This is a genomic window from Acinetobacter sp. COS3 (assembly GCF_000475335.1).
GTDB classification, from domain to species: Bacteria; Pseudomonadota; Gammaproteobacteria; order Pseudomonadales; family Moraxellaceae; genus Acinetobacter; species Acinetobacter venetianus.
The window spans coordinates 72392-96228 of sequence record NZ_AXCD01000005.1; the positions used below are offsets into that span (position 1 = coordinate 72392).

General features: G+C 39.1%; 23 protein-coding genes. 8 read left to right on the plus strand and 15 right to left on the minus strand.

Annotated features, from left to right (window positions below):
- Nucleotides 1-34 precede the first annotated feature (34 nt).
- On the plus strand, nt 35-913 hold the full coding sequence (locus IO68_RS19990) for a viperin family antiviral radical SAM protein (RefSeq protein ID WP_023012690.1): 879 nt from the start codon (nt 35-37) through the stop codon (nt 911-913).
- 267 nt (nt 914-1180) lie between these two features.
- On the opposite strand, the gene IO68_RS20000 is transcribed toward IO68_RS19990, so the two are convergent.
- Complete coding sequence (locus IO68_RS20000) at nt 1181-1630, minus strand: hypothetical protein (RefSeq protein WP_023012692.1); 450 nt, start codon at nt 1628-1630, stop codon at nt 1181-1183.
- A 48-nt stretch (nt 1631-1678) separates the two neighbouring features.
- Nucleotides 1679-2329: an orotate phosphoribosyltransferase gene (gene pyrE / locus IO68_RS20005; RefSeq protein ID WP_023012693.1), complete on the minus strand. Its 651-nt coding sequence runs from the start codon at nt 2327-2329 to the stop codon at nt 1679-1681.
- 41 nt (nt 2330-2370) lie between these two features.
- On the opposite strand from pyrE, the gene IO68_RS20010 reads away from it, so the two are divergent.
- Together IO68_RS20010 and IO68_RS20015 are read left to right on the plus strand one after the other, a co-directional pair.
- Nucleotides 2371-3195, plus strand: coding sequence for an exodeoxyribonuclease III (locus IO68_RS20010; RefSeq protein WP_023012694.1), 825 nt, complete (start codon nt 2371-2373; stop codon nt 3193-3195).
- A gap of 431 nt (nt 3196-3626) precedes the next feature.
- Nucleotides 3627-3977, plus strand: coding sequence for an arsenate reductase (locus IO68_RS20015; RefSeq protein ID WP_023012695.1), 351 nt, complete (start codon nt 3627-3629; stop codon nt 3975-3977).
- A 59-nt stretch (nt 3978-4036) separates the two neighbouring features.
- On the opposite strand, the gene IO68_RS20020 is transcribed toward IO68_RS20015, so the two are convergent.
- Nucleotides 4037-4474: a DUF2147 domain-containing protein gene (locus IO68_RS20020; protein WP_004878087.1), complete on the minus strand. Its 438-nt coding sequence runs from the start codon at nt 4472-4474 to the stop codon at nt 4037-4039.
- A 155-nt stretch (nt 4475-4629) separates the two neighbouring features.
- Here IO68_RS20020 and IO68_RS20025 point away from each other — a divergent pair, with 155 nt between their 5' ends.
- Entirely contained in the window at nt 4630-5541 is a 912-nt protein-coding gene (locus IO68_RS20025) for an alpha/beta hydrolase (protein ID WP_004878088.1), read from the plus strand.
- Nucleotides 5542-5823: 282 nt separating this feature from the next.
- Nucleotides 5824-7011, plus strand: coding sequence for a GGDEF domain-containing protein (locus IO68_RS20030; protein ID WP_007481397.1), 1188 nt, complete (start codon nt 5824-5826; stop codon nt 7009-7011).
- A gap of 19 nt (nt 7012-7030) precedes the next feature.
- On the opposite strand, the gene IO68_RS20035 is transcribed toward IO68_RS20030, so the two are convergent.
- From IO68_RS20035 to IO68_RS20060, 6 genes are all read right to left on the minus strand, one after another.
- Nucleotides 7031-8695, minus strand: a complete 1665-nt coding sequence (locus IO68_RS20035) for an ATP-binding cassette domain-containing protein (RefSeq protein ID WP_023012697.1) — start codon at nt 8693-8695, stop codon at nt 7031-7033.
- 89 nt (nt 8696-8784) lie between these two features.
- Complete coding sequence (locus tag IO68_RS20040; RefSeq protein ID WP_023012698.1) at nt 8785-9483, minus strand: glutathione S-transferase family protein; 699 nt, start codon at nt 9481-9483, stop codon at nt 8785-8787.
- Nucleotides 9480-11330, minus strand: a complete 1851-nt coding sequence (gene dsbD, locus IO68_RS20045; protein WP_023012699.1) for a protein-disulfide reductase DsbD — start codon at nt 11328-11330, stop codon at nt 9480-9482. The genes IO68_RS20040 and dsbD overlap by 4 nt, the downstream gene beginning before the upstream one ends.
- A gap of 83 nt (nt 11331-11413) precedes the next feature.
- The gene (locus tag IO68_RS20050) at nt 11414-12181 is read right to left on the minus strand and encodes a transporter (RefSeq protein WP_023012700.1); all 768 of its coding nucleotides are present in this window, start codon (nt 12179-12181) and stop codon (nt 11414-11416) included.
- Nucleotides 12182-12213: 32 nt separating this feature from the next.
- Nucleotides 12214-12759: an ankyrin repeat domain-containing protein gene (locus tag IO68_RS20055; RefSeq protein WP_004878099.1), complete on the minus strand. Its 546-nt coding sequence runs from the start codon at nt 12757-12759 to the stop codon at nt 12214-12216.
- 145 nt (nt 12760-12904) lie between these two features.
- Nucleotides 12905-13267, minus strand: a complete 363-nt coding sequence (locus tag IO68_RS20060) for an HPF/RaiA family ribosome-associated protein (protein ID WP_004878101.1) — start codon at nt 13265-13267, stop codon at nt 12905-12907.
- A gap of 373 nt (nt 13268-13640) precedes the next feature.
- On the opposite strand from IO68_RS20060, the gene IO68_RS20070 reads away from it, so the two are divergent.
- The 3 genes from IO68_RS20070 to IO68_RS20080 all read left to right on the plus strand — a co-directional run bounded on the left by IO68_RS20070 (nt 13641) and on the right by IO68_RS20080 (nt 15859).
- The gene (locus IO68_RS20070; protein WP_019385643.1) at nt 13641-14366 is read left to right on the plus strand and encodes an outer membrane protein OmpK; all 726 of its coding nucleotides are present in this window, start codon (nt 13641-13643) and stop codon (nt 14364-14366) included.
- Between the two features lie 135 nt (nt 14367-14501).
- Nucleotides 14502-15047 (plus strand): GNAT family N-acetyltransferase, encoded by a 546-nt coding sequence (locus IO68_RS20075; RefSeq protein WP_023012702.1) that lies wholly within the window; start codon nt 14502-14504, stop codon nt 15045-15047.
- 71 nt (nt 15048-15118) lie between these two features.
- Nucleotides 15119-15859: a hypothetical protein gene (locus IO68_RS20080; RefSeq protein ID WP_023012703.1), complete on the plus strand. Its 741-nt coding sequence runs from the start codon at nt 15119-15121 to the stop codon at nt 15857-15859.
- Between the two features lie 213 nt (nt 15860-16072).
- Here IO68_RS20080 and urtE read toward each other — a convergent pair whose 3' ends face one another.
- The 6 genes from urtE to parE all read right to left on the minus strand — a co-directional run bounded on the left by urtE (nt 16073) and on the right by parE (nt 23836).
- Nucleotides 16073-16771 (minus strand): urea ABC transporter ATP-binding subunit UrtE, encoded by a 699-nt coding sequence (gene urtE / locus IO68_RS20085; protein WP_023012704.1) that lies wholly within the window; start codon nt 16769-16771, stop codon nt 16073-16075.
- A 9-nt stretch (nt 16772-16780) separates the two neighbouring features.
- Nucleotides 16781-17608, minus strand: a complete 828-nt coding sequence (gene urtD / locus IO68_RS20090) for an urea ABC transporter ATP-binding protein UrtD (protein WP_007481413.1) — start codon at nt 17606-17608, stop codon at nt 16781-16783.
- Nucleotides 17609-18679: an urea ABC transporter permease subunit UrtC gene (gene urtC, locus IO68_RS20095; protein ID WP_023012705.1), complete on the minus strand. Its 1071-nt coding sequence runs from the start codon at nt 18677-18679 to the stop codon at nt 17609-17611.
- Between the two features lie 4 nt (nt 18680-18683).
- Nucleotides 18684-20318, minus strand: a complete 1635-nt coding sequence (gene urtB, locus IO68_RS20100) for an urea ABC transporter permease subunit UrtB (RefSeq protein ID WP_023012706.1) — start codon at nt 20316-20318, stop codon at nt 18684-18686.
- Between the two features lie 93 nt (nt 20319-20411).
- On the minus strand, nt 20412-21692 hold the full coding sequence (gene urtA / locus IO68_RS20105) for an urea ABC transporter substrate-binding protein (RefSeq protein WP_004878113.1): 1281 nt from the start codon (nt 21690-21692) through the stop codon (nt 20412-20414).
- 260 nt (nt 21693-21952) lie between these two features.
- A complete protein-coding gene (parE, locus tag IO68_RS20110) occupies nt 21953-23836 on the minus strand; it encodes a DNA topoisomerase IV subunit B (RefSeq protein WP_023012707.1) in 1884 nt (627 codons plus the stop codon).
- Nucleotide 23837 lies beyond the last annotated feature (1 nt).

Consider the following 23837-nt stretch of genomic DNA (forward strand, 5'->3'; position numbering starts at 1 on the left):
TTTCTATCAGAAACAATTTAAAAAGGAAACTGAAATGATGAATACAGTTAAAGAGCTTGTTGTCAATTGGCATATTACGGAAGCCTGCAACTACAAATGTGACTATTGCTTTGCAAAATGGAATCGTAATGATAAAGATATCATTCACTCTGAGTGGAAAATCGATGCTCTACTTAGACAAATTGAAAATATTAGACATTTATTAAATGAAAAATCTAGCACTATTTTCTTTGAGACAATACGCTTAAATTTAGTAGGAGGAGAAACTTTTCTATATGAAAAACAGTTAAAAAAAATTGTCAATCTTTCAAAAAAATATGGCTTTAAATTATCAGCTATTACAAATGGCAGTCTCTTTAATCCAAATAATATAGAACTAATTGCTCAAAATTTTTCCTCTATAGGAGTTAGTGTTGACTCTTTAAATGAACAAACCAATTTATCAATAGGACGTGCATCTAAAAGAAATATTTTTAACCCTTCAAATGTCCTAACTGCGATTAGTCAAATTAAAAATATAAATCCAAATATTGAAATCAAAATTAATACTGTTGTAAGTAAACTAAATTTTTCAGAGGATTTGAGTACTTTTATAAAGCAAATAGAACCAACTAAGTGGAAAATCTTTAAACTATTGCCAATTTATTCGAGCAAATTAGAAATTTTGGATGAAGAATTTTCCAAATTTATAATCCAACACTCAAATTTTAAATGCATAATTAGTGCAGAAAATAATGATGATATGACCGAATCATATTTGATGATCGACCCATTAGGTAGATTTTTTCAAAATGGTCTAGATCAAGGTTATCACTATAGTTCACCATTACATGAAATATCAGCAGAAAAGGCTTTACAGCAAATTAACTTCGATTGCCAGAAATTTATAACCCGTTATAGCAGGATTATTTAGTAACTTTTCATAAAAAAACTCTTAAATTCCATAAGAGCTTTTTTTTCTTCCCAAGAGCATTCACGTTCTAATAATTTTGATTCCATGAATATGATATATTTTTTAAACTCATCAATTGTTTCCTGACTTACACTCTGGCTCATCATACGATGTCTAGCTTTTTGTACTCGTTTATAGAAACTCTCGCCTCGATCTTTTATATCAAATTCAGAACAGAATTCTCTCAAATTACCTTTATAACATTGCTCTAGAAGAATATTAAATTTATCAGTAACCTCTATACTGCTGCATACCACTACGACACTCTCCTTTTGATCGATTCATATAGTATTGTGTGGATTTAATCACCTTATCATAATCAATTTGAACAAGCTTGTTCATTACACACCCACAATATTGCTCTGTTTCTGCCAAACTTAAATTAGACGTTTGAAATACTTTAGCCTCACATGCTTTTTCGAATTTTTTAAAATTTTTATCCGTCCACGAATTGTTATCCATCAAACTTTTATATCCAATAAAAGCTACTGGTAGTCCGATTAATGTAGCCCAGATCCAATGTTTATACTTGTGTTGTTTTTCTGTACCATAAAACATTAAATGAGATTGGCAATCACCGCATTGATAACGACCTGTTTTTTGAGAGTCAATGATTAACCTATTATCACGCCCACACTCAGGGCAACGTATGTAAGCATACTTTTCTAATTCAGACATAATAAGAAAGGGTGATTAAACACCCTATTTTATACAAGAAAGAATAATTTAAATACCATACTTCTCACGATAAGCCTGCATATTTGCCAAAGCTTCTTTCTCGCCTTTTGCATCCAAATAATCCATCAAATCTTTCATCGTGATTAAAGCATGCACTGGGATTTCAAGTTCTTTTTGTACTTCCTGAATCGCAGAAAGCTCGCCTTGACCACGCTCTTGACGATCTAGCGCAACTAACACCCCTGCAATCGTCGCACCCGCATTTTTTAAGATAGTCACAACTTCACGAATCGCAGTCCCCGCAGTGATCACATCATCAATGATCCACACTTTTTGACCTGCAACCGATGCACCCACCAACACACCACCTTCACCATGATCTTTGGCTTCTTTACGGTTAAAACCCCAAGGAACACTCTTGCAATGTACTTGAGACAACGCCACCGCAGTCGCTGCAACAAAAGGAATACCTTTATACGCAGGGCCAAAGATCACGCCAACATTATCACACTGAACCAATTTATCGGCATAGCCTTGTGCCAACAAAGACAATGCTTCACCATCGTTTAACAAACCTGCGTTAAAGAAATAAGGACTGACACGGCCTGATTTTAAGGTAAACTCACCAAATTTAAGCACTCCACGTGATAATGCGAGTTCGATAAAAGCTTGCGGATGAAATGACACAGGCGTTGTCATATAAGGTGCTCCAAATTCTTCAATTGAGGTTAAACAGACGTATGATACCAAAGGATAGCTATCCAAGTGATGTAAAAATTCTTCGAGTCGTTTCAATTAACGTAAATGGCTTGCGCGCATCAGTCACCAAAGGCTTGCTCGAATGGTTAGAACAGTCTGGTGCCGATGTGGTATGTATGCAAGAAAGCCGCATTACCCACGAACAATGGACTGATAAATTTAAACCTGAAGGTTGGTACACTCACCTCTTCCCTGCTGAACGTGCAGGCTATGCAGGTACGGCGATTTATAGCCGCTTGCCCTTTGTCTCAGTCAAAAATGGTTTAGGTTTTGAACTTGCGGACTCTCAAGGTCGTTTTGTTACTGCAGAATTTGATTTAGGACTGTCACATCCTGTTCATATTGCTTCTTTATACTTGCCATCAGGTTCAAGTGGTGATGAAGCACAAGCACGCAAAGATTTATTTCTACAAGAATATGCGCAAATACTAAAAAAATGGCGAGATGAAAATAAATCAATCATTGTGTGTGGTGACTACAATATCGTACATAAGCGTATCGATATTAAAAACTGGTCAGGCAACCAGAAGTCATCAGGTGTTTTGCCACATGAACGTGCATGGCTCGACCACATTTATGATGAGTTAGGCTATGTCGATACCTTCCGCGAAGTACGACCTGAAGCGGAATTGTATTCATGGTGGTCAAATCGTGGTCAAGCGCGTGCGAAAAATGTAGGTTGGCGTATCGACTACCATGCTTGCTCACCAGACTGGAAATCACGTACTGAAAATGCGTGGGTCTATAAAGAACAATGGTTTAGTGACCATGCACCCGTGATTATCGACTATAAAATACACGAATAAGTGAACAAGTGTTCACTTTGACCGCTTCTTTAGCTTACATCCCGTGTCGTTTTTTGTGTATTTTTATTTACCCCCTGTAACGGCATTATAGCACCACGGCACAGGGAAGCGGTCAGGATGACCACAAAGGGATAGGACGCCGTAGGAAGGAAAAATAAACTTAGTTTAAGTTTATTTGCAAGGATGAGACATTGGACGTTGAAATGAGACCCGCATGATCAGGAAGATTAAATGCGGGTTTTCTCTTTTTTAGATACTAAATATTTTTTACTGACTTTATCCATCGCATTTTTATTCAATTCAACTGATCAATTTGGTCACCCCTTTTATCTCTTTCATCGATCAACTGAATAAAAAATTTCAACTGGCACAGCGCAGCCTTTTTACGTTAGGCTTTGGGCATATCTTTTGTTATTTTCTATGGTTTTCGCATGTTTAAAATTTATGGTATTAAAAATTGTAATTCAATGAAAAAAGCCTTTGATGCATTGCAGGCAAAAGGCATCAACTACGAATTTCATGATTATAAAAAGCAAGGCATTGATGCAGGCACTTTAGCGGTCTGGTTAAAAGAGATTGGCGCTGACAAAGTTCTGAATAAAAAGGGCACGACATGGCGTAAACTCACAGCAGATGAGCAAGCTCACGCTACCAGCAATGAACAGAACCTCATTGAAACGCTTATGGCTCAGCCAAGCCTAATCAAACGCCCTGTATTACAAACCCCACAAGGTTTTGTGATTGGCTTTGATGAGGCGAGCTATGAGACATTATCAGCCTAAGCTGAATATAAAGATAAAAAAACCGAGCTTTTTAGCTCGGTTTTTAGTGCTATGAAATCTTAGTTCACGCGAATCCATGTTTGGTTACGACCTAAAGCCGCAATACCAATATAACCACGTAGTTTCAGTTTTTTACCGCCTTCGATCATTTCAGCTTTTAACTTGTATGTCTTACCATTCTTAGGATCAATGATTGAACCATTGTCGTAGTTCGTACCACCGACATTTTTCAAGCTATGAACAATCGTCACGCCTTTTAGGGGTTTGTTATGGTAAGTGCCTTCACATTTAGAGCAGGCATTTTCCTGACCAGCAACTAAATATTTTTGAATCGATGCGGTTAACGATCCATCTTTTTGTTCCGTAAACTTTACAATTGCCTTTGGTTGTTTTGTTTCATCATCAATTGTTTGCCAAACTGTACCATTCAGCGCATCCGCCGCATTGGCAAAAGTTGTTAAACCGAGCAATCCAAATGCTAAAGCAATTTTCTTCATTTTTGTAATATCCTTAAGGGGGTCTTTTCAAGACCAAGAGTATTGGGAACTTCAATCAATATTGCAATTCTTGATTATGACTATTTGGTATAACCTGACGAGTTCATGAACTAACTCTACTTATTATTATACTGATCTAACAATATGGAAAAATTATGAAATTTGGTACTGTTTGGAAATATTATTTTACTGAATCGTTACTAAAGGCGACCATTCGCACGCCAAGTCAGTTGAATTTAGCACCGAATGCTTTACGACCAGTTCTCGATCAACTTTGTCGCTTATTTCCACAAAATCCAACAGTACAAATTCGACCAATTCGTTTGGCTGGTGTACGTGGTGAAGAAATTAAAGCTCAAGCATCTGCAACGCAATTGATCTTTCATATTCATGGCGGTGCATTTTTTCTTGGTAGCTTAAATACTCATCGTGCTCTGATGACTGATCTTGCTGCGCGTACTCAGATGCAAGTGATTCATGTGGATTACCCTCTTGCACCTGAACATCCTTACCCTGAAGCGATTGATGCGATTTTTGATGTCTATCAAGCACTACTCGTTCAAGGGATTAAACCAAAGGATATTATTATTTCAGGTGATTCTTGTGGTGCCAATCTCGCGCTTGCACTCTGTCTACGCCTGAAACAGCAACCCGAACTCATGCCGAGTGGTTTGATATTGATGTCGCCTTATTTGGATCTGACACTGACCAGTGAATCGCTACGTTTCAATCAGAAACACGATGCATTGTTATCGATTGAAGCTCTACAAGCAGGTATCAAGCATTATCTAACCGATGATATCCAACCTGGCGATCCGAGAGTTTCTCCCCTGTTTGATGATCTTGATGGCTTACCACCAACACTGGTTCAGGTCGGTTCTAAAGAAATTCTGCTGGATGACTCAAAGCGTTTTAGAGAAAAAGCTGAACAAGCAGATGTCAAAGTTCACTTCAAACTCTACACAGGGATGTGGCACAACTTCCAAATGTTTAATGCATGGTTTCCTGAAGCTAAGCAAGCATTGGCAGATATTGCGGAATTCGCACATTCGCTTGACCTAGACTAAGCTGATCAAAATATATGCAAAAATGGTCAGCTATGTCTGACCATTGTCACTCTTAATTCATTTTTGTCATAATAAAATAAAAATCATCGGATATTTAGATAATAGACCGTTTTTCAAAGAATTTTTCCCTTTCTATTTTGCATTAAAAAGTCTTTAGCTAGACTTCATTCTCATTCCAAAGATGTTATTGTTATTTTAACAGTCATTTCTCGATAATTTTGATGACGAATTTACACTTATAAAGTTTCTTAGGAATCTCATTGCATATAAGGATGCATGCCAATGATAAAGATTCGATTTAAGGATTTAGCAAATACAGAAAAATGGAATTTTTCGCAGCTTTGGGAACATGAACCATTAATCAATTGGAACATGTTAAGAAAAACAATTTTGCTGCTAATCCTTGCTTCATTAATGAGCCTTTTTGGGATTATTTGGGACAGTTTTGTTCTACTGAATTCTGCGACATGGCAATGGGTTAATTTACCTTTGGTTCGTTCTAAATTATGGACCAATCTTATTATGCTCTGCGTATTTCTGAGCATGATTATCCCTTGTTATTTCTATAAAGACAAAAAATGGGTTCAGAATATTATTCCTATTCTAAGCGTACAGGTTTTTACGGTACTGCTCTGCCACACAGGCTATTTAATCGGTAGTTTTAGTCCAGCAACCATGGTTGCTTATGTCAGTGTAGTGGGTGTTGGATTGGTCTTGTTTGATCGTAGAATGATTTATTGCGCCCTCGTACCTGCAACTATAGCGCTCTTATTTTGTAGTTTTTTAAGTATTTTTGGCATATTAACTTACGCGCCAATCTTTAAGCCTGAAGTGTTAAATCAAGCGCAAATGCACCCATTTTGGGTCGGCAGCATGTTTTTCTTTTTACTGCCTATTTTAATTGCTTGTTTATATCTTTTTGAAAGCTTACTCACCCAGTGGCGTACTCGCGAAACAGCTATTCAGGTGTTAAGTCGCCTTGATCCACTGACCAACGTGATGAATCGGAGAAGTATTAGCAATCACTTAGAGAAGCTATATCAACAGCCAGATCAACTGTATTCCGTTGTTCTGTTGGACTTAGATCATTTTAAAAGTATTAATGATCATTTTGGTCACAATATGGGAGATCAAGTGTTGGTCCAAGTAGCCAAATGTCTTTCAGATAATATTCGTGATCAGGATATGATTGGTCGCTTTGGCGGTGAGGAATTTATTTTATTGCTTCCCAATACCACCACACCCCATGCACAAAATGTTGCTGAGCGCTGCCGCATGGCGATTTCTCAGCTGATTTTCACTACCGAAGATCATCAGGAGTTTTCAGTGAGTGCCAGTTTTGGTATTAGTAGCTCATTGAGTGCAGACGAGCCACATTTAGTGATCAGTCAGGCAGATCAAGCCCTTTATGCGGTAAAAGCCGCTGGGCGTAATCAAGTAAAAATATTTACGGATTTAGTGGCGAATTAAAAATGATATATAAACCAAGTTATGATGACTCAATTTTAAACAGTTTCTCAACATTAACGACCTCATCAGCTAAGTCAATACACCCTTTGAAGTGTGTAATCACGATAAGGGTCTCTATTTGATCATGGAGAAAATTTAAAATCTTCATCGCAGTTTTAGTATCTAGAGCTGAGGTTGGTTCATCCAATATCATGAGCTTAGGCTTTTTTAAAAATGCCCGTAGGATATTCAAGCGTTGTTTTTCCCCACCAGAGAAACTCTTTATACATTCATCAATCTCGCTATCAAGCGATAGTTTGTGATCAATTAAAATGTTTTCCAAATCAAAGTAACGTATTAATTCAATCAGCTTTTGATCTGTATATTGATGGGTGGAGTTATAAATTAAGTTCTCTCTAAGAGAGCCACTTGTAATTGTTGCACTCTGACCAACAAAAGCAACTTCATCAAAAATTTTATTTGAATAACCACCAGTAACATCAAGATCTTTATAAAATAGTTTCCCATTGAGCGGCTTATAAGCGCCTAGTAAATAGTGAATTAAAGTTGATTTACCCGTACCCGTTCTGCCAACCACAGCGTACATTTTATGCTTATAGAATTTGAGATTGATTGCTTGGGTTGGTTTTCCGCCAATTTGCAAGATGGCTTGATCAAAATAAAATAATCTTTCTTTCTCTGCTTCTGCGAAGCGTTGATCATTCAATTGATCCTTATCCAATTTGAAATAGTGATAAAATTTTTCAATCGCCACCATATTTCCAGCGAGCAAATTAATTTGCTGAGAAATCATTAGAGAAGGCGTTGTGAGCATCATGATATAAGAGCTAATCATGACCATGTCTCCAGTGGTAATTGCTCCTATTGAAAATAATTTGGTTGAAAGCAAGAGAAAACCTAATAAAAATAAGAAAATAAAACCAATTTGCAACACCATTAATGCCGCAATTCGTGAGTGGCTATAAAAACTTTGGTCAACAAATCTTTTTACGCTCTTTTCAAAATGAGCAACCTCAAAATCAACAGCATTATTCACTTTAATTTCATAAGCATGATTAGCCTTTTCTAGAAACCGTCCCTGTAAGGTGTTTCCAATCGAATATAACGGTTCATAGTAAGCTTTACTTTTACGATTAATAAAGTTTGAAATAAAGAAAAGTAATACCGCTGCACTAATAAATCCAACAGAAAAAGCAAAGCCAATATTTAAGAATAAGATATAACTTATAAAAAATAACTGAAGAATAACAGGCACAAAAACCAACAATATTGCAAAGATAATCATGGAAAATGCTTTGCTTGCACGGACTGCCTCTGCATTAAAAATACCGATATCAATCTTATCTTGCTGTGTCTTTTCTATTCTTAAATAGTTACTTAATCCTGTAATTAAAATAGAAGTTTCTTGTTTTGCTGTAATCAGTCCTGCTAAAGCATTCTTAACCCACTCCAACACTTGTGAAAGTAACCATGCAAAACAATAAGAAATCACTAAAAGATAAATAAAACTTATATTCTGATTCTGGTGGGTATTATCAATAATCAATTTTATAAAATAAGGCAGAATTGCACTCACTAAACTTGTTAGTGCAACCAAAATACTCAAAAAAATTAAATGTTGCCTTTCATTTTTATAAAATAAATTAGAAGCACGCCATATTTCTTTAAATATCTTAAAAAACATCGCGTAACCTCTCCTATTATTGGCTTATTTTTAAACCATAATAGTATTTTAGTTTTTAAATATAGACCTGAACCTTTATGTAATTTTATCTATTTTTGTAGATATTCCTCACGATTCTGACGATACGGTTCGTCAAAAGGTACGTACATTTGCTCTTGTTTGGCTTCGTCAATCCATTGTTGCACTGATGCAAGCGCTAATATTTTTTGCATATACATTTGGCTCGACTGAGAAATCGGTAGCTGATAGCACACGAAACGCATGACCACTGGTGCATAAAATGCATCGGCAATACTAAAATCACCACACAAGAAGCTATCTTCACTTGGACGTTCAGACCAAATTTGGTCGATTCGTGCAACTTCTGCGCGTAATTCAGCATTCTCATTCCACAATTGTTGTCCAATATGCGCCAAATCAGCTTCGACATTCATCGGACAGAAATTACGTAGGTTTTGGAAGCTGCTGTGCATTTCAGCGCTAATTGTCCGCGCTCTTGCACGTAATTTTTGGTCTGTTGGTAATAATGCTTTTTCAGGATTTTGTTCTGCGACATATTCACAAATCGACAGACTATCCCAAACTACTATGTCACCATCAACCAAAGCGGGCACTTTACCTGTTGGATTAAGCTTAAAAATTTCCGTTTTGAATTCACTGTCTGGCTCAAAGCTATCAAAGCGAATTAAATGTTCTTCAAATGCAATATTGGCTTGTGTCAATAAAATCCACGGACGCATCGACCATGTTGAGTAGTTTTTATTTCCTATAAATAGCTGATAACTCATGATGATTTCTCTTTTAATTGTGCAAGCTGTTGCAGTAATTCAGATTTCTGAAATGCACCTGTTAAACGTAAAGTACGTATTTCTTTATGTTGCTGATCCAAGAACAAATAAGTAGGTGGTCCTAGAATATCCCACTGACTCAATAAAGCTTGATGTGATGCATCATAGTGGCTCAGATCAAGCTTAATCAGATAATACGGCGCAAGCGCGTTTTGGACTTCTGCATCTTTTAAAATACGATGCTCAATCGGCTGACATGCCACACACCAATCTGCATAAACATCAATCACAATCATACGATCAGTCGGTGCTGAAGCAAGAATTTGATTAAATTGATCAGCACTGTTGGCAACATGCCATTCGGCTAACTTGTCTGCTTGTACCGAACTCAGATTTTGGTAATGTTGATATTGATTGAATGCGAGCGCTGGAATTACTAAAACCAGCAATACAACATACAGCCATTGTAGTTTGTTTTTTTGACCAAATAAGCGATAAACCGCATAAATAATAAAGGCGAGGCCTAAAATCAGACTCAAAATTTGGATCGCTAATTCTGGCAGGATTGGACGAATGAAATAGAGACTGAGCGCCAACATCAAAAAGGCAAAAATGATCTTGATTTGGTTCATCCAATCGCCTGCTTTTGGCAACACACGAGAGCCAAGCACACTTGCCAACAGCAAAGGAATCCCCATTCCAAAACCCAGTGCAAAAAGCAGTAAAGCTCCCTGCCATTGATTTTGAGTTTGGGAAATAAAGAGCAGTACACCTGCCAAAGGTGCGGTCATACAGGGTCCGACCAATAGCGCCGAAATCATCCCCATGATGCCTGCGCCCACCAAGGTACCACCCTGTTGTGCTGACTGCATTTGATCCAGTCGATTGACCCATTTTTGCGGTAATTTGATTTCAAACAAACCAAACAAATTTAGTGCAAACACCACAAACAATAAGCTAAAAGCAATGAGGGTTGCGGGTTGCTGTAACCAACGCTGAAAATTCAAACCTGCTGCTGATGCGATCATACCTAAAACAGCGTAAACCAGCGCCATACTCACCACAAAAGTAAGTGCAATCGACCAAGCGCGAACGCCTCTATGCTCACGAACAAGCAACGACGTGAGAATTGGCAGCATCGGCAATGAACATGGGGTAAAAGCCAGCAATATGCCTAAGCCAAGAAATAATAATAGGCTATAAGCCAAAGAGTGTTGTTCCAGACGGCTTGACCATTTTTGGTCTTGAGCCATAACCGCACCATCGACTTGCTCAGATGAGGTTACATTCGGTGCTTGTTCAGTTGTTTCTAACGAAGTGGTTTGAGTGTCTAAAGCATTGGACGATCGTGCGAGATCCAAAAATCGTTTTTGTGCATTTGGATTGGTATTTTGTACACTGACCAAACCATCTACATCAGTTTGAAATTCAATATTTTGCGGAGGATAACAAATACGATCTTTGGCACAGCCCTGCCATGTGACACGATAGTGTTGTGATGCTTGAGTGGGAATATCAAATTCGACTTGTTGATAATAAACTTGGCTATGACCATAGTTTTCATCATATTGATCAACAGCTTTTGGAAAATTAAGTGCAACCGCTTGATTGCCTTGCTGTACTTCAAATTTGTGCTGATATAAATAATAGTTCGGCTGAATCGTCCAATGTAAACGCGCTTGATTGGTCTTGGTCGATTCAACTGAAAATGTAAATGCATCTTCAGGGCTTAGTAAGGTTGCTGAATTGTCTTGCGCATAGGTCAAAGACCCGCAGAGTAATAGCAACGTTCCAATAAAATAACTTATCCATTGGGAACTGCGTTCACCCTGAACACACATTTTCATTATTTTCTCTCTGATGTGCTCCGAGACCTCATTTCAGTGCTTCAAAAATCATAGAAACAGGAATAACTCAGAGCATTTTTTCATTAAAATAAAACAGATACGCCTAAGCCACCGTTGTAGCTGCGTGCATCACCATTTAAATCGACACCAACACTTGCATCTAACTGTGCACGGTCATTAATCGCGTAAACAAGGCCTGTACCTAAGCCATATTCATAGTCTTGACTTTCAGCTTTACGGTAAACAAATTCAGAATAACCTGATAATTTACCTGCAATTTTATAATCAATCGTTGGAATTGCGGTTACAGCCCAATCACTATTTTGTGCTTCGTAACGCATGGTAATTGATGTTCCGATGAGATCGCTAAACTTATAAGCAACCGCAGACGTTAAGCTATAAATGTCATCATGCGCTGTAAATTCATCGTTCCCTGTCGCAATAATTGCTTCAGCCAACAAAGCCATCGTTAAACGATCATCTTTTAAATCAATTGCCTTTTTTAAACCAACACTTACATCACCTAAACCATTCGTTTCTTTAGTTTTACCCGCACGTTTATATTGCTGCCAAACTGGACCCTGCCAACCAAGTTGTAACTCAAGCCCATCCGCAAGACCTGTACGCAGCAACATATCGCCATTTAAAGTAACTGTTTTGGTTTTCTCACCATCAATCGTATCTTCTTGGTAACTCGCAGATGGTAGACCTTGCTCCCAAGCGAGTTGACCTACAGGTGTAATGCCCGTGCTGATCCCTGAACCTGGACGGTCAAAAGAAAAGTCTGCCGCAAAAGCTGTGCTTGCCATCATTGATACGGCTACGACGCCCAATGTCTGAATTTTTTTCATCATTATCCCCTGTTTCATTCTGTTGGCTAAGCTTATGCCGTTAGCTCTTTTGACATTTTCGCACCATTTTGACGGAGCAACTCTAGCGTTTCGCGCTCTTCTTTTAATGACTCTGACCAATCAATTTCATCAAATTCACAATCAAAGAATAGCTGACTAATAGACGATAAAATAGTTAAGCCCTCTTCATCGCGGGTATTTGGATCAACTTTTTCATCCAACAAACGTTGTACAACTGGTACACATGCTGAACTTGCTGCATCCCAAAGTGGGCCATAAAACTCTTCGGCATCCCATAAATGCAGGTTTGCTTTTGCTTTAATCAGTGCATCTAAAATATCTAAATAGACTTGGAGTTCTTGTTGTTTTTCTGTCTCACTGAGTGGTTCACCAGCTTCATATGCTTCGCAAATCTTTTCCCACCAAGCAAATAAACCATCACAAATCATTGAGACAGGAGGACCTTGTTCAGGATCAATAAAATTTGGGTCGAGTCCTTCAGCAAGCAAAGATTGCACTTGGTTTAAGTCGAGTTGTTGTATGGCTTGCACCAAGGTCTGCTGTTGGTTACTTAACATGACCAATTCTCTCAATATTTTTAATGGTTCTATTATGCCGAATATCCTGACAGGTTTTTATAAAACGACCCAAAAATCATGTATAAATTTGATACACACATAAAAAAAGCCCAGCTAAGGGCTTTTTTTATGTCTTTACCGACATTTACGCTTCGTCATCGACCTCAACATCGACATATTCTGGTAAACCACCACGATGATGGTCTTTTTTCTCATATAAATGTTCCAAACTACGTTTCAGCTTATCGATTGCACCATGAATAGATGCATCAATATTGGCTGCTTTATGAGTCACAGCAATTGGCTTCATTCCAGCTGGACGAGCTTCGATCATACAGCGTTTGTCATGATCGCCCGTTTTCTCCCCATTCTCATCACTAATATGAACCGAAAAATGTGTAATACGCTCGCTATAGCGTTGAAATTCTTGCGTAAGTTCTGCACGGACATAACTAATTAAACGTTCGCTACCTTGAATGTTTTTATCTGTACGGATTTCAATATTCATAAATATCTTCCTCTCTTTTCTGTGAGACGGTTCTACGAAACTTTATTTATTCAGCACACTTTGAGCATGCATTCATTCAGTGCAGTTGTATATTTTGATTATGTAAATGCTTGTCGTCTCCTTGCTTCACATCTGTTGCGTTTCAGTCATTTAGAAGATCTTCTCTCATTCCAATATCTGTCTTTCCTTATAAATATGCAAGCTGATTTTGCAGATTTTCATCGAAATATGATTAAAATGTCAGCGCTCAAGCCTTGTCTTTTAAGTTGATTTTTGTCGTATACAATTCTTTTGAGCATTTGGTCAAATTTGGCTTTATTTTTGCTTCATAACTTGTATGCTTTACACGCCTTTTGTGGGGGAGATTTTTTAAATGCAATTGAAGCAACTTGCGGCTACATGTCTATTGGTATCTACAGCAGCTTTCGCTCAGGCGAAACCAATTTGGCAGGATTTCAGCTTAACTGGTTTATATGGTGAAAATTACGAAGTTGTTGATGAAAAACAAACAACTTTGACTGTTGAATATGCGGCAAAAGTTAAATATGCCGATGTATTCTTTTTTATGGATCGCATGCGTGGTAGCGACGATCATAAAAGCACTTATTTCGAACTTTCTCCACGTTTAAGCCTAGGCGAAATTTCAGGTCAAAAACTTGCTTTTGGTCCAGTGAAAGATGTTTTAATCTCAACAACTTGGGAAAGCAACAATGATGATTTCTCTAGTTTTGATAACTTCTTATACGGCGTAGGTTTCGATCTTGCAATTCCATATTTCCAATATGCGAATGTAAATTTCTATCGTGCAAACAACGAAAAAACTGCTGATGACTATCAAATGACGATCGCATATGCATTGCCATTCAAAGTATCTAACGAAGATTTCTTGGTTGATGGTTTCCTTGACTGGTCTACGGGTGAGAAAGATCACGCGAGCGAACTCAACTGGACAACACAATATAAGTGGAATGTCGGTAAACACATTTCACCAGACACTCGTTTATATTTAGGTATTGAACATTCTGTTTGGAATAACAAATTTGGTCTTAAAAACCGTGACGAAAACAACGTCAGTGCTTTGATCAAATATCATTTCTAAGCCAATTAGAATGAAAAAACAGCAAGGGATTCCTTGCTGTTTTTGTTTGTATCCATCATATTGGAATCACTTGATATTTCTCGTATTGAAATATGATTTAATCTATATTTTTAATCTGCTTTGATGGTCTCACCCATGTCAGCTCTGCTTTCACTTGCTCCAACAACACTCTCATCAGATTATCAAATTCGTTTTGCTAACTTGCATGATCTCGAACAAATTCTCGCGATATATAATGCAGAGATTTTAAATGGAACAGCGAACTGGAACGATCAAGCGGTTTCCTTTGTAGACTACCGACAACGTTTTCTAACCTTACAAGAACAACAATTTCCAATGATTGTGGTTGAAGATTTAAAGCTCAAAAAAATTGCAGGCTATGCCTATTATGCAAGTTTTCGGAATATTTCGGGCTATCGTCAAACAATTGAACACTCTGTGTTTATCGATCAAAATTATGCCCGAAAAGGAATGGGAAAAGCGCTCATGCAACAATTGGTTCATCTGGCAAAACAGCAACAGATGCATATCATGGTTGCCGCAATTGATAGTGAAAATATGGGTTCAATTGTGCTACACGAACAGCTTGGTTTTGTACAAACGGGTTATATGCCCCAAGTTGGACAAAAAAAGGGAACTTGGCGAGACTTAGTTTGGATGCAACTACAGCTCAGCAACTAACAATTTCATCACAGCGCAAATCCATCATCATTGGATAAACTATTGCCAAAGCAACTTTAAAAATATTGAAAATGATTAAAATATCTCAGCTCAGTTTAATCGCCATCACTGCCATTATTTCCGCAAGCAGTTTTGCTGAATCTTCTTTTACAGAAGAGTTACAGCAAGGTTGTGCCAAAGTAAAACAATACGCCCAGCAAGGTAAGAAGTTCTACGATCAAAAGCAGTATGCTAAGGCAGTAAAGCAATTTGAAGACCAAGCAGCGTGGGCACATTTCTGTAAATTAAATGCAGATGAAAGTGGTATCCAAGTCAATGATCGTGATATAGAAATCGCCAATAATAATGTCGGTTTAAGCTATGCCAAACTTGGAAAACCACAATGGGCCAGAGTTTGGTTTCTAAGAGATAAAGACTCGAAAACCAGTCAATACAACTTAAAACAGCTCCCAAAACCTCAGATCACCAAAGACTTACAAGGTACTTATGTCCGAGCCAATGGTTTTGGGCAATGGGACTACATCAAGGTGAGTAAAAAGCAAAATAAATATGAAATCGATTTTGATGGTTATTACTTTGGGCTTAGAGGTCTAATTTATGGTCCCAATATGGGACAATTTGACACCAACATGCCTGTTACATCAAAGCAAGCCAGCTATCGTTATGAAGATTGCACCATCAAACTACAGTTTTTAAATGACCTACAAAATGGTCAAAAAATCGAGGTTGAACAAAATAATGGTGATTCAACCTGTGGCTTTGGACACAATGTTTATGCTGGTGGCACGTTTTATAAGGTTGAAAGCAAATAAATCTAGTACCAACCATTTAATTTTCTAAATTGTATTTACCCACCATTCACTATTGTGACAGGCGACATGGATGTCGCCTTGTTCGCCTGCGGTTACAAGGACGTACCGTCAGTCGAACAAAAGATTTTTGTTACTTTTGATCTTTCAAAAGTAAAATATATCACTCAGGCACATGACTTAGAAAACAGCTAAAAAATCATTAGTTGAAGAATATTAAATCGCCACCAACTCCCGAATCCCTTTTTCAGGCATTTCCTCACCTCTCCCATGAGCAACGACTTGCCCACGCGCCATTACCATATAGGCATCCGCGAGCTCTTCGGCAAAATCATAAAATTGCTCAACCAAAATAATTGCCATTTCCCCTTGATCGGCGAGTTTACGAATCACTCGACCAATATCTTTAATGATGGATGGCTGAATACCCTCTGTGGGTTCATCCAAAATCAACACACGAGGTTCTGATGCCAAAGCCCTCGCAATCGCAAGTTGTTGTTGCTGACCACCCGATAAATCACCACCACGGCGATGTTTCATTTCATCAAGAACAGGAAAAATCTCATATAAATGGCTTGGAACTTTACGTGTTTTAGCCCCTGAAAATTTAGCCATACCAATTAAAATATTTTCCTCAACGGTTAATGTCGAAAAAATATCACGACCTTGGGGGACATAAGCTAAACCCGCTCGAACACGTTGCTCAGGTGTCATTTTTGCGATGTCTTTACCATCCAATAATATTTCACCCGACTTAATCGGCAGAATTCCCATCAAGCACTTGAGCAATGTGGTTTTTCCCACCCCGTTACGTCCAAGCACAACGCTACATTCACCGACTGGGGCTGACAAAGACACATCACGAAGAATATGACTGCCACCATAAAACTGGTTGACTTGTTTAACTTCTAACATGGCAGTCTCCTATCGTCCTAAATATTTTTCAATTACATCTTCATTGGCTTGAACCTCTGCCAATGTGCCTTCTGCCAAAATTGCACCTTGTGCCAAGACTGTGACTTTTTCACTAATGGTGTCGATAAAGCTCATATCGTGCTCCACCACCACCAAGGTATGATTCTTTTTTAATTCTAAACAGAGTTCAGCAGTACGCTCTGTCTCTGCATCGGTCATGCCAGCGACGGGTTCATCTAACAAAATCAGTTTCGGACGTTGCATCAACAACATACCGATTTCCAACCATTGTTTTTGACCATGTGACAATAAGCCTGCGGGTTTATGAATGAATTCTTGCAGACGAATTTGCTGCAAACTCTCATCTAATGCCAACTGCGCTTCTGGATCTAAACGACTAAAAAAGCTTTTCTTCACTCTTTTGTCTCGCGGCGCTGCGAGAAGTAAATTCTCCATCACCGTGAAATTTTCAAATACCGTTGGTTTTTGAAATTTACGACCGATTCCTGCTTCCGCAATCTGTTCAGTACTCATTTTGGCAAGATCATAATTCTGCCCAAAAAAGGCCGTGCCTGTCGTCGGACGAGTTTTGCCTGTGATCACGTCCATTAAGGTAGTTTTGCCTGCACCATTTGGGCCAATGATGCAGCGTAATTCACCCTCTGCGATATACAGCGATAAATCATTCAAGGCACGAAACGAATCAAACCAAACACTGACTTTTTCTAAATAAAGTGCGATACCATGACTAAAGTCAGCGCCTTGAGGTTTAGCACGACCATAGCCCTCACCGAGTTGACCGCCATGTTGAGCAGAGTTTGTTAATAAATCACTCATTTAATTGCTCTCCTTTTTAAAACGGTCAAATAAACCAATCACACCTTTTGGTAAGAATAAAGTCACCACAATGAACAATCCGCCAAGGATGAGTAACCATGCTTCTGGTGCTGCCACGGTAAAATAAGTTTTCACTGCATTAATCAAACCAGCACCTAAGATTGGTCCAATCAATGTGCCACGACCACCTGCTGCCACCCAAACTGCCATTTCAATCGAATTCACAGGATTCATTTCACTTGGATTGATAATGCCTGCCTGCGGGACATACAGCGCCCCTGCAATGCCTGCAATCACCGCAGAAAGCACCCATGCAGACAGCTTGTACCAAAGCGTGCGATAACCCAGATATTGCAAACGATTTTCACTATCTCGAATCGCGCCAAGCACACGACCATAAGGGCGATTCATCAATTGACGTAAACCAATAAAACACAACATCAGAACCAAAGCAGTCATAAAACATAAGCTGGCACGCATCGGTGCTGAGGTGATGTCAAAACCTAAAATCGTTTTAAAACCAGTAAAACCATTATTGCCACCAAAGCCTGTTTCATTACGGAAGAACAATAACGCTGCCGCAAAGGTCATGGCTTGGGTAATAATTGAGAAATACACGCCTTTAATTTTTGAGCGGAAAGCAAAGAAGCCAAAGATAAAAGCAATTAAGCCTGGAACCAGTACGACTAAAGCCAAGGCCCATAAAAAATGCTCTGTTCCGATCCAATACCAAGGCAATTCTGTCCAGCTCAAAAAGCGCATGAAATCAGGCAAGCCATCACCTGCCGATTCACGCATTAAGTACATGCCAAACGCATAACCACCTAGAGCGAAATACAAACCATGCCCTAAGCTCAAAATGCCTGCATAACCCCAAACCAAATCCAATGCCAATGCGACTAAGGCCAAGCACATGATTTTGCCAATCAAGGTGATCCAGTAAGCAGACAAATAAAATGCAGAATCTGGAGAAAGTAAATGTAACCACGGTAGTGCCATCAACACTGCAAAACAAATTGCAATCGCTATGGCGCTATACGGTTTATCTGCAAAGAGAGAAGTGATTTTCATTGGCTTACTCCACGAAACGACCTTTGATGGCAAACAAACCTTGTGGACGCTTTTGGATAAACAAAATCACAAGAACCAAGAGAATAATTTTTGCAAGAACAGCACCTAGACCGATCTCCAAGACCGTACCACTGATCCCAAGACCTAACGCAGCAAGTACTGCACCCCAAACTTGACCGACACCACCCACCACAACAACAAGGAAGGCATCAATAATGTAGTTTTGCCCCAAGTCAGGCCCGACATTGCCCACTTGAGCTAAAGCACAACCAGCAAGACCTGCTAAACCAGAACCCAAACCAAATGCCATCATGTCGATACGCGCTGAACGAATCCCCACCGCACGCGCCATTTGACGGTTTTGCGTCACTGCACGGACAAATAATCCGAAACGGGTTTTATTGAGTAAGAACAGCAACAACAGCAACACCGCAATAGTAAAGCCAATAATGGCAATACGGTTATATGGCAGCATTAAACTTGGAGTAACGGCAATCCCGCCACTGAGCCATGCCACATTGGAAACTTCAACATTCTGAGCACCAAAAATCATGCGTACCGCTTGCATGAGGATCAGACTGACCCCGAAAGTTGCCAATAATGTTTCGAGTTGCCGACCATAAAGCGGACGGATCACAGTGCGTTCAATCAACATACCAATTAAAGCACTCACTAAAAATGCAGCAGGAATCGCAGCCAATAAATACCAATCGACTAAGCCAGCAAAATGGGTTTTAAAGAAGCTTTGCACTACATAAGTGGTATACGCGCCGATCATGATCAGCTCACCATGCGCCATATTGATGACACCAAGCAAACCATAAGTAATCGCAAGTCCCAACGCCGCTAGAAGTAAAATACTTGCAGTACTTAAACCTGAAAATACATGCCCAGACCATTCACTCATTTGAATACGTGTTTTAATTTTCTTTTGCGCATCGACTAAAGCTGTTTTTAATACAGCATTACTTTGGGGTTGAGCTAAGCTCTGTTCGATCAATGCCAACACATCAGGACGATTAGAATCTGAAAGAACTTTAACTGCTTCAATCTTGGTGAACTCATCGGTACTGTTAAAATCTAAACGCGCTTTCAATTGCGCCAAACGTGCTTTGACCTGATCATTTTTCTCATTCAGATAAAGTTGTTTTACCGTTGCAATATCTAGCTCATCCAAATTATTTTCTAAAATATCAACCGCTGCTAAACGTTGCGATGCGTCATTTGAATTGAGCTTAACTTTAGCTTGTCCGAAATTTAAAGCTTTGCGTAAAGTATTGACCAGCGTCACTTGTGATAAGTCCGCAGGCCAATTTTCAATGACTTGTTGTTGTGGGTAGCTTAATAATTTTTCATCATCTTGCAGAATATAAGTATGTCCTGCGCTATCAGTATAGAGCTGATTTTGATCAATATAAGCAACCAATAGATCAAGCTCCTCAATACTTGCAGGCCATTGATTCAACATCGCTCGGCGTGTTGCAAAATCTGCTTGAACAAAGGTTTGAATTGCATCTTGAGAAGCTGTAGGCGTCACTGTTGTTGGTGTTATCGTCGATGTGGCTTGCTCTGCCCATACAGGGCTAAAAATCACTTGCGCCATGACACAGAGCAGCGCCAAAACATATTGTTTCGCCATATGACTCCCCTTATTTACTGTATTTTTGAAATGATTGAAGCGGAAAATAAAAATAAAGAAACCTGCTGCTTAAAACAGCAGGTTTGAAAGAAATTATTTAGGGATGTAAGGACTCCAAGGCTCTGCTTTGATGGTCTCAGGGGTTTTATACACCACATCAAATTGTCCATCTGCTCGGATTTGCCCAATCATCACTGGCTTGTGTAAATGGTGATTGCTCTCATCCATTTTTAAGGTATAGCCAGATGGTGCTGCGAAGGTTTGACCAGCCATTGCATCACGAACTTTATCAACATCGGTTGTGCCTGCTTTTTCAACCGCTTGTTTCCACATATTAATTCCGACATAAGTCGCTTCCATTGGATCGTTGGTCACAACTTTGTCTGCGTTTGGCAATTTATATTCGACTGCGTATTGCTTAAATTTATTCACAAAATCCGTATTTTTCGGATTTTTAACTGACATGAAATAGTTCCATGATGCTAAATGACCGACTAACGGTTTAGTATCAATACCACGTAGCTCTTCTTCGCCGACAGAGAATGCCATCACTGGAATATCTGATGCTTTAATGCCTTGGTTACCCAACTCGCGATAGAAAGGAACGTTTGAATCACCATTGATGGTTGAAATCACCGCAGTCTTTTTACCCGCAGAGAATTTTTTGATATTTGAAACAATGGTTTGATAGTTGCTATGACCAAATGGTGTGTATTCTTCCATGATGTCTGCATCGGCAACGCCTTTAGACTTCAAGAAAGCACGTAAAATCTTGTTGGTGGTACGCGGATAAACGTAGTCCGTACCGAGTAATACAAAGCGCTCAGCCTTACCACCTTCGTCACTCATTAAATATTCAACAGCTGGAATCGCTTGTTGGTTCGGCGCAGCACCTGTATAAAAAATATTTTTAGATTGTTCCTGACCTTCATATTGCACTGGATAGAACAGCAACCCATTGAGTTCTTCGACAACAGGTAAAACAGATTTACGAGAAACTGAAGTCCAACAACCGAAAATTACAGCCACTTTATCTTGAGTAATTAACTGACGTGCTTTCTCAGCAAACAAAGGCCAATCAGATGCAGGATCAACAACAACAGGTTCTAATTTTTTGCCTAATACCCCACCATTGGCATTAATTTCATTGATGGTCATGAGGGCAGTATCTTTAAGTGATGTCTCAGAAATTGCCATCGTGCCTGAAAGTGAATGAAGAATACCCACTTTAATCGTGTCACCATCAGCTGCTGGTGTCGCTGTGGATTCTGTTTTTGTTTGTTCTGTTTTTTCCGCTGGCTTAGAACAACCGACCAAGCCTACCCCCATCATCGCTGCCATTAACACAGACATTGACATGAATTTATTTTGCATCTTTTTTCTCCACCCATTGATATTTTGATCTTTACTGAATGGAGTTATTCAATTTCTATGCCAACAATTTAAATTATTGTTTTATATTAATATTAACTATAATTTTTGGATGAAAATCCAATCTTGTATACAACACTGCATACAAAAAATACGTGATGAACTAAAATGATGCAAATTTATTCAATAAAAGACTCAATAATATTAATAAGAAAAAAAGCCAAGCATGTGCTTGGCTCTTAAAAGTTATTTTTGATCCGGTATCACACCACGATATCCGCTAAATTACCCTTTTGTTCTAACCAATGCTTACGATCGGCTGAACGTTTTTTCGCAAGTAACTTATCCAACAAACCAGCAGTTAAATGTGCATCATCTAAATCCAATTGCACCAAACGACGTGTATTCGGGTCCATTGTCGTTTCACGTAGCTGACTGGCATTCATCTCACCTAATCCTTTAAATCGGGTGATTTGTGGATTCTTATTGCCTTTGATCTTTTTCAAGATGGTTTCAAGTTCGTCATCATCCAAGGCATAGTGCACATCTTTACCAATATCGATACGGAACAGCGGTGGCATCGCCACAAAAAGATGACCTTCTTCGACTAAGGCAGGGAAATGTTTCACAAATAAGGCACAAAGCAACGTCGCAATATGTAAACCGTCCGAGTCTGCATCAGCAAGGATACAAATCTTACCGTAACGTAATTCCGAAAGATCATCACTGCCTGGATCAACACCGATGGCGATGGCAATATCATGTACCTCTTGTGAAGCTAATACTTCATCTGAAGATACTTCCCATGTATTTAAGATTTTTCCACGGATCGGCATAATCGCTTGGAAATTCTTATCACGCGCTTGCTTGGCACTGCCACCCGCAGAATCCCCTTCGACAATAAATAATTCACTGTCTTCACGCGTTAAGCCCACACAATCTGCTAATTTTCCAGGTAAGGCTGGCCCTGCAACAATTTTCTTACGCTCAACTTTCTTTGCAGCTTTTAGACGACGCCCAGCTTTAGCAATCGCCATCTCAGCCAATTGTGTCGCAATCTCGGGGTGTTGGTTTAACCATAAAGCAAAGGCATCTTTGGCAATATTCAAAACAATATTCGATGCTTCACGACTCGATAGACGCTCTTTGGTTTGACCCGAAAACTGAGGTTCTTGAAATTTCAAAGATAAAATGAAATTCACACCATCCCAAACATCTTCAGCAGAAAGTTTGACGTTCCGTGGTAACAAACTGCGTAACTCACAAAACTCACGTAAAGCTTCGGTTACACCTGAACGTAACCCATTCACATGAGTACCACCTTGTGCTGTTGGAATCAAGTTGACGTAACTTTCTTGAATTTGTTCACCACCTTCGACATTCCAACAGATCGCAAATTCACATGCAGCACGTTCTGCTTGCCCACTGCTCACAAATGCAGGACTTGGTAAAATCTCTCGGTCTTCCAACTCATCCATTAAATAGTCAACTAGACCATTTTCAAACTGCCACTCAATCTTTTCTTTATTAATCTTATCGTCGTAAGTAATTTTGAGACCTGCCGCTAAAACGGCTTTGGCCTTTAAATTATGTTTTAGTGCTTTTAATGCAAATTTTGGACTATCAAAATATTTGGCTTCTGGCCAGAAACGTACTGTTGTTCCCGTCGCACGTTTTGCAACTTTACCTTCCAATACGGATAAAGGGGCAACAGGTTCGCCTTGCTCAAAGGCCATCTGATACAAATTGCCTTGTCGTTGAACGGCAACTTCAACACGCGTAGATAAAGCATTGACCACGGAAATCCCAACACCGTGTAGACCACCCGAGAATTGATAATTATCGGTACTAAATTTGCCACCTGCATGCAGCTTGGTCAGAATAATCTCAATACCACTTTGCCCATATTCAGGATGAATATCAACAGGCATGCCACGCCCATTATCCTCTACTGATAAAGAACCATCTTCATAAACCGTGACACAAATCTGGCTTGCATGTCCTGCGAGTGCTTCATCCACAGCATTATCGATCACTTCTTGCGCCAAATGGTTTGGACGCGAGGTATCGGTATACATGCCTGGTCGACGACGAACAGGATCTAAACCAGAAAGAACTTCAAGGGATTGTGCCGTGTATTGTGTCACT